At 71.7% G+C, this 6,212-nt stretch carries 8 protein-coding genes; 4 read left to right on the top strand and 4 right to left on the bottom strand.

What is annotated here, in order from left to right; all coding sequences use genetic code 11:
* The gene (locus ACFQ53_RS12750) at positions 1-279 is read right to left on the bottom strand and encodes a type II toxin-antitoxin system Phd/YefM family antitoxin (RefSeq protein ID WP_377860214.1); all 279 of its coding nucleotides are present in this window, start codon (positions 277-279) and stop codon (positions 1-3) included.
* Positions 280-426: 147 nt separating this feature from the next.
* Between ACFQ53_RS12750 and ACFQ53_RS12755 the strand changes: the two genes are divergently transcribed.
* From ACFQ53_RS12755 to ACFQ53_RS12770, 4 genes are all read left to right on the top strand, one after another.
* Positions 427-1,311: an oxidoreductase gene (locus ACFQ53_RS12755; protein ID WP_377860216.1), complete on the top strand. Its 885-nt coding sequence runs from the start codon at positions 427-429 to the stop codon at positions 1,309-1,311.
* Between the two features lie 65 nt (positions 1,312-1,376).
* Complete coding sequence (locus ACFQ53_RS12760) at positions 1,377-2,216, top strand: alpha/beta fold hydrolase (protein WP_377860218.1); 840 nt, start codon at positions 1,377-1,379, stop codon at positions 2,214-2,216.
* Positions 2,213-3,526 carry a nitrate/nitrite transporter gene (locus ACFQ53_RS12765; RefSeq protein ID WP_377860220.1) on the top strand — a complete coding sequence of 438 codons (1,314 nt, stop codon included), beginning with the start codon at positions 2,213-2,215 and terminating at the stop codon, positions 3,524-3,526. The genes ACFQ53_RS12760 and ACFQ53_RS12765 overlap by 4 nt, the downstream gene beginning before the upstream one ends.
* 10 nt (positions 3,527-3,536) lie before the next feature.
* Positions 3,537-3,992 carry a VOC family protein gene (locus ACFQ53_RS12770; protein WP_377860222.1) on the top strand — a complete coding sequence of 152 codons (456 nt, stop codon included), beginning with the start codon at positions 3,537-3,539 and terminating at the stop codon, positions 3,990-3,992.
* Between the two features lie 45 nt (positions 3,993-4,037).
* On the opposite strand, the gene ACFQ53_RS12775 is transcribed toward ACFQ53_RS12770, so the two are convergent.
* From ACFQ53_RS12775 to ACFQ53_RS12785, 3 genes are all read right to left on the bottom strand, one after another.
* Positions 4,038-4,736 (bottom strand): aspartate/glutamate racemase family protein, encoded by a 699-nt coding sequence (locus tag ACFQ53_RS12775; RefSeq protein WP_377860224.1) that lies wholly within the window; start codon positions 4,734-4,736, stop codon positions 4,038-4,040.
* 148 nt (positions 4,737-4,884) lie between these two features.
* Positions 4,885-5,262: a hypothetical protein gene (locus ACFQ53_RS12780; RefSeq protein ID WP_377860225.1), complete on the bottom strand. Its 378-nt coding sequence runs from the start codon at positions 5,260-5,262 to the stop codon at positions 4,885-4,887.
* A 236-nt stretch (positions 5,263-5,498) separates the two neighbouring features.
* Positions 5,499-6,128, bottom strand: coding sequence for an HNH endonuclease signature motif containing protein (locus ACFQ53_RS12785; protein WP_377860227.1), 630 nt, complete (start codon positions 6,126-6,128; stop codon positions 5,499-5,501).
* Between the last annotated feature and the right edge of the window lie 84 nt (positions 6,129-6,212).

A 6,212-nucleotide genomic window follows, 5' to 3' on the forward strand; every position in this document is an offset into this window, starting at 1 on the left:
TCAGGCCCAATCCGGATCCGGACCGTTGTCCTCGATCAGCTCGTGCTCGCTGCCGGCCCCGGACTCGAGTCGCTCCATCGCGTCCAGGAGACGGCGAGCATTGCGAGGCGACCGCATGAGATACGCGGTCTCGCGCAGCGACTCGTAGTCCTCGAGCGAGAGGATCACGACCGGGTCGTGCCCCGCACGGGTGACGACGACCTCCTCGCGGTCGTCGACGACGCCGTCGAGCACCTCTGCGTAGCGCGCACGGGACTCCGTGTAGCTCATCGTCTTCATGACCGCCTCGCCTCTCGTGCCGCACTCCGATCACAACCTGTACAGAAAAGTGTACGCATCGCCGGAGCGCTCGTCGAGAGCCGAGGCGCATTCCGCCCACAGCGCACCCGTTGGCGCTCCCGGTCACCGAGGCGCAGGATGTCCCCCATGAGCACTGGACACATCGGAGACCTCACCGTCCGCCGCGTCGGATACGGCGCCATGCAGCTCGCCGGCCCGGGCGTCTTCGGACCGTCTGCCGATCCCGAGAACAACAAGAAGGTGCTGCGCCGCGCCGTCGAGCTCGGCGTGGACCACATCGACACCGCCCAGTTCTACGGTCCCGACGTCGTCAACGACCTCATCCGCGAGGCCCTGCACCCCTACCCCGAGAACCTGCGCCTGGTGACGAAGGTCGGCGCGCAGCGCGGCGAGAAGGGCGAGTGGCTGCCCGCGGGCGACCCCGACCAGATCGTCGAGCAGGTCGAGCAGAACCTGCGCTCCCTGGGCACCGAGCAGCTGGCCATGGTGAACCTTCGCCGCTACGAGCTCGATGCTCCCGGCGGCGAGGAGCCCGACCTCGACGAGCAGCTGGCCGCTCTCGTGACGCTGCGCGAGCAGGGCAAGATCGCCCAGATCGGCATCTCGAGCGTCCCGGCGGCCACGGTGCGCCGCGCGGTCGAGGCGGCAGGCGTGGTCTCGGTGCAGAACCCCTACTCGATCCTGGACCGCTCCGGGCAGGAGGCCCTCGAGGCCGCGCGCGAGCACGGCCTGGCCTTCGTCCCGTACTTCCCCCTGGGCTCGGCGTTCACCGGGGGCCCGGAGAAGATCGCGGCCGGGCCGCACATCGCCGCGGTCGCCCAGAAGCACGGCGTCGCGCCCACGCAGGTCGCCCTCGCCTGGCTGCTCGCCCAGTACGAGAACGTGCTGCTGATCCCCGGCACCGCCTCCGTCGCCCACCTCGAGGACAACCTCGCGGTCGACGACATCGAGCTGGACCCCGAGGACCTCCTGCAGCTCGCGAAGGTCGAGGAGTCGCCCGTCGGCCACTGACCGGGAGGCCCTCGCCGCGCGGGACGGCTTTGCCGCTCCCGCGCGGCGAGGACTACCGTCAGCCCGTGCCGAAGATCCCCTCCCCCTCCGACGGCGCCCGCATCGCCTATGACGTGACCGGTTCGGGCCCCGCGGTCGTCCTCCTCCACGGCTCCGTGCTCTCCCGCGCGATCTGGCGCGCGTACGGGTACGTCGACGCGCTGAGGAGCGACCGGACGGTGATCCGCATCGACCTGCGGGGGCACGGGCGGTCCGACGCCCCGCACGTGGCCTCGGCCTATACCCAGGACGCGTTCGTTGCGGACCTGCTGGGCGTCCTCGACGGCGAGGGCATCGAGCGCGCGGCGCTGATCGGCTACTCGCTCGGCGCGCGCATCGCCGTCACCGCGGCCGTGCGCCGCCCCGAGCGCGTCACGCACCTGGTCTCCCTGGGTGGCTCCGCCCCCGCGCAGCAGGGCTCCGTGGACACCGTGTTCTTCCCCGGCACCGTCGAGACCCTGCACAGCGAGGGCATGGAGGGCTTCTGCCAGGCGCAGGGCCTGGGGCCGGAGGTCACCGGCCGACGCGACCGCGGCACCCGCACCGCCTTCCTCGCCGCCGACCCCCTGGCGATGGCCGCCCTGTTCACGGCGACCGAGACGACCCCCGGCATCCCCGACGCCGAGCTCGCCGCGTGCCCGGTCCCCGCACTGTGGATGGCCGGCGATCGCGACCACCCCCGCTTCGAGGAGTCCCAGCGCGCGGCGGCGATGATGCCCGACGCGCGCTTCGTCCCCCTGCCCGGCCGCACCCACGCCGGGACGCTCGCCCCCGCCGAGCCGATCCTCGAGCAGGTCATGCCGCTGCTCGACGCCTCGTCGCCCTCCGTCCCCTCCCCCGCGTCGACGCGTCAGGAATCCGAATGACCACCTCCTCCCCCTTCCCACCCGTCCCCGGCGCTCCCGTCGCCTCCGCCCTCCCAGCCCCGCACCCGCGCCGCTGGCTGATCCTGGTGCTGGCCTGGGCGGCCTTCACGATGACCTCGCTCGACCGGTCCGTGTGGGGCCCGGCAGCGCCGAGCGTCGGGCAGGCCCTCGGGGTCGCGCTCGCCTCCCTGGGCGTGTTCGCGACCTGCTACTACATCGGCTACGTGGTCTCGAACTTCCTGGGCGGGCTGGCCTCCGACTGGGCGGGGCCGCGCGTGGTGCTCACCGCGTCGATGGTGCTGGCGGGGGCCGGGATGGTGTTCTTCGGCAGCGTCGAGTCCTTCGCACTGGGCCTCGTGGCGCAGGCGCTCGTCGGCTTCTTCGCGGGAGCCGACTACTCGGCGGGCGCGAAGTCGATCTCCTCCTGGTTCTCGGGGCGCGAGCGGACCTTCGCCGTCGGCCTGTTCACGACCGCGACGTCGCTGGGCACGGTGGTCGCGAACCTCGTGGTGCCCACGATGATCGCCGAGCACGGCTGGCGACTCTCCTACCACCTGTTCGGCGCGATCTCGATCGTGCTCGGCCTGGTCATCGCCGTGCTGCACCGGTCGCGGCCCCCGCAGGCCGAGGGCGCGGAGCTCGCCACACCGGCGGCGCCGCGCACCCCGCACCTGGGCCGCGTGCTGCGCAGCCGCGACCTGCTCGTGCTGGGCATCGCGGGCTTCTTCTCACTGTGGGGCACGTACGGCTTCATCACCTGGTCGAACACCCTGATGATCGAGGGCAAGGGCATCGACCCGGTGCATGCGGGCGGGATCGTCGCCCTGTTCGCGATCACCGCCGTGGTGATGAAGCCCGTGATCGGCCTGGTGGCGGGGCGCGTGCCCTTCCACCGCAAGTACCTGGCCGCGGGCATCCTCGTGCTGTTCGCGCTGATGCTGCTGGTGTTCGGGGCGCTGGGCTCCCTGCCGGCGTTCTACATCGCGGCGCCCGTGCTGGGCTTCGCGGCATACTGCTACTCGCCGATCCAGAACGCCCTGATCCTCGACTACGCGGGTGCGGGTGACTCCGGCTCGGCCGCGGGCACGCTGAACGCGGTGTGGCAGCTGGGCAGCGTGGTGGTGCCGACCGTGGTCGGGGCGGTGTTCGCCTCGACCGGTTCGGTGTACTCGGCGTTCGTGACCCTCGCGATCGGCCCGCTGCTCGCGGCGCTGCTGATGCTGCCGCTGAGCGGGAGGTTCCGCTCGGCGGCGCCGGAGGACGAGGTACCGGCAGCTGCGACCGCGAGCGCGGGCGAGGGTGCGCAGTAGTCTCGCCCCCATGGAGCAGCGCATCTCACTCATCACGCTCGGCGTCGCAGACCTCGCGCGGGCCCGGTCCTTCTACGAGGCGCTCGGCTGGCGCGGGCAGGAGGTCGAGGAGACGGTGTTCTTCCAGGCCGGGGGCATGGTCCTCAGCCTGTGGAGCCGCGAGAAGCTCGCCGCGGACTCGGGTGTCTTCGGTCTTCCGTCGGGCGACGGGTTCGACGGGATCGTGCTCGCCCACAACGTGCGATCCACCGGCGAGGTCGACGAGCTCGTGGCACGGGCGGAGCAGGCCGGCGGCACCGTCACCCGCGCCCCCGCGGACACGTTCTACGGCGGGTACGCCGGCTGCGTCGCCGACCCGGACGGCCACCTGTGGGAGATCGCGTTCAACCCCGGCTTCCCGCTCGCGGAGGACGGGTCGCTGCACCTTCCCGACCTCGGCGGGGCCGACGGGGCCGACGCTTCCTGAGCCGCGCCGATCTGAGCGGGACCCGTCAGTTCTGAGCGGGACCCGTCAGTCCGCGAGGGCGGCGTCGACCGCAGCCTGCGCGTGCAGACGCGTGGTCGGGAACACCGGGACCGGGGCGTCGTCGGCGCCGATGAGCAGTTCGATCTCGGTGCACCCCAGGATGATCCCCTGGGCGCCGCGGTCGACGAGCCGCTGGATGACCTGCCGGTACTCGCGCCGGGAGGTTTCGCTGACGACCCCGACGACGAGCTCCTCGTAGATGACGCGGTGCACGAGCGCGCGGTCCTCGGCGTCGGGGACGATGACGTCGATGCCGTGCTCGCGCATCCGCTCCACGTAGAAGCCCTGCTCCATGGTGAAGGCGGTGGCCAGCAGGCCCACGCGCGAGAGCGGGGCGCGGAAGACGGCGCCCGCCGTGATGTCGACGAGGTGCAGCAGGGGGATGTCGACGGCGGACTCGATGGCGTCCGCGACCAGGTGCATCGTGTTCGTGCACAGCACCAGGAGGTCGGCGCCGGCTGCTTCGAGGGCACGGGCGCGCTCGGCGAGCAGGCGCCCGGCCGCGTCCCAGTCCCCGGCCTCCTGCATGGCCTCGATCTGCGCGAAGTCCACGGAGTCCAGCACGATCCGCGCCGAGTGCGTCCCGCCGAGGCGTTCACGCACCGCCTGGTTGGCCAGCCGGTAGTACTCGGCCGTCGACTCCCAGCTCATCCCGCCCAGCATGCCGATCGTCCGCATCCTCATGCTCCTCCGCCTCGTGGTCGCGCGTGCCGCCGAGGTCCGATCCTCGCACGTCGCGGGGCGGCGGAGGGGCGAGAGAGCGCAGGGGTCCGAGCCCGCAGACGTGCCGAGGGAGCAGCGGTGGGATTCGCCGGCGAGCCCGGCGGAGAGCTCAGTCGCGGAAGCCGACGTGGAGTCCCGCGACGATCAGGCCGACGACGATGCCCACGACGATGCCGAGCAGCTGGTTGCCGACGTGGAAGGCGATGTTCCCGGCGATGATGCCCCAACCGACGGACAGCAGCAGAGAAACGATGAGCCCCACGACCGGGAGCAGCAGCAGGATCCCGCCGCCGACGAAAACGCCGATGCCGATGGCGATCGCGGTGGGCGTCGACAGTCCATGCGCCATCGAGGCGTACATCCCGGCGATCACGGCGATGAAGGCCATCTCGGCGAAGACGAAGCAGTTGCCATCGCGCCTGCCGACGGCGCCGTCATATGCAGCGGCGCCCCATCGTCGTGCCTGCGCTCGATCCTCGCGGCCCATCCATGCATCCTCTCGGTCCGTCGATGAGTCGTTGCGGGGCCGCGCGCAGTCATCGATGCCTCCGCTGCGCGGACCCTCCGTGGCCTGCGGATCAGTGTTCCATGCGTTGCCACGATGCCCCGAGACCGCCCATCAGCTGCCCGCGCTTTCGGGCGTGCGTGTAGAGGGCCACGGTGGCGTGCCCCTCTACAGGGGAGGGCGGCGCTTCGGGTGGCGAGCCGGTCCAGCGCTCGGGGTCAGAAGGGTGGTGGGCCCGGGTCCCGTTTCGGTGGTGGTTCGGGATCGCGGTCGGGTTTTCGTTCGAGGACGGGGATGGGGCGTCCGCATTGACATACGGGCCCCAGGTGGGGGCGGCCCTGCCAGCGGCGCCCGGCGGGTTTCTCGACGGGGAACTCTTCCTCGTCCGGGGCGCCCGCGCGGTCCATGTCCACGCGGGGCCAGGGGTCCGGTGGCCCCGGGCGGATGGGCCAGGGCGAGTCGAGGTTCGCGGGATCCGGGCTGCCTGGCGCGTTGGCCGCGTCGGCTGCGGCCGCTTGCTGCTGGAAGTCCTCCTGCCGGCGCCGCATGGCCTCTTCCACGGCGTTGAGCTGGGCGACGGCCTGCGGTGTCAGGAGGTCGGTGTCGTCTTCACGGAACACGCGGACGCGTTCCTCGATCTCCCACACTGTCCCACCCCGCCCCGTGGGCGAGGCGTCGGCCTCGATTCGGGTGGGGTCGAGGGTTCCGGCGGTCTTCATGGCGTGGTGGAACCAGCACAGGAAGTGCAGGTTCTCCACCGCCGTCTGACCACCCGACACCGGGTCCTCGTGGTCGTACTCGACGATGTGGTCGGCCTCCGAGGCGATCGAGGCGGTGGAGCCTGTCAATCTGTCTGTGTAAGTGGTGGTGTTCAGAGGTAGGGGTTGATGCGGTCGGGGTAGGCGGCTGCGAGCTGGGCGAGGGCCTGTTTC

Source organism: Brachybacterium sp. NPDC056505 (assembly GCF_042794925.1).
Taxonomy (GTDB): Bacteria; Actinomycetota; Actinomycetes; order Actinomycetales; family Dermabacteraceae; genus Brachybacterium; species Brachybacterium kimchii.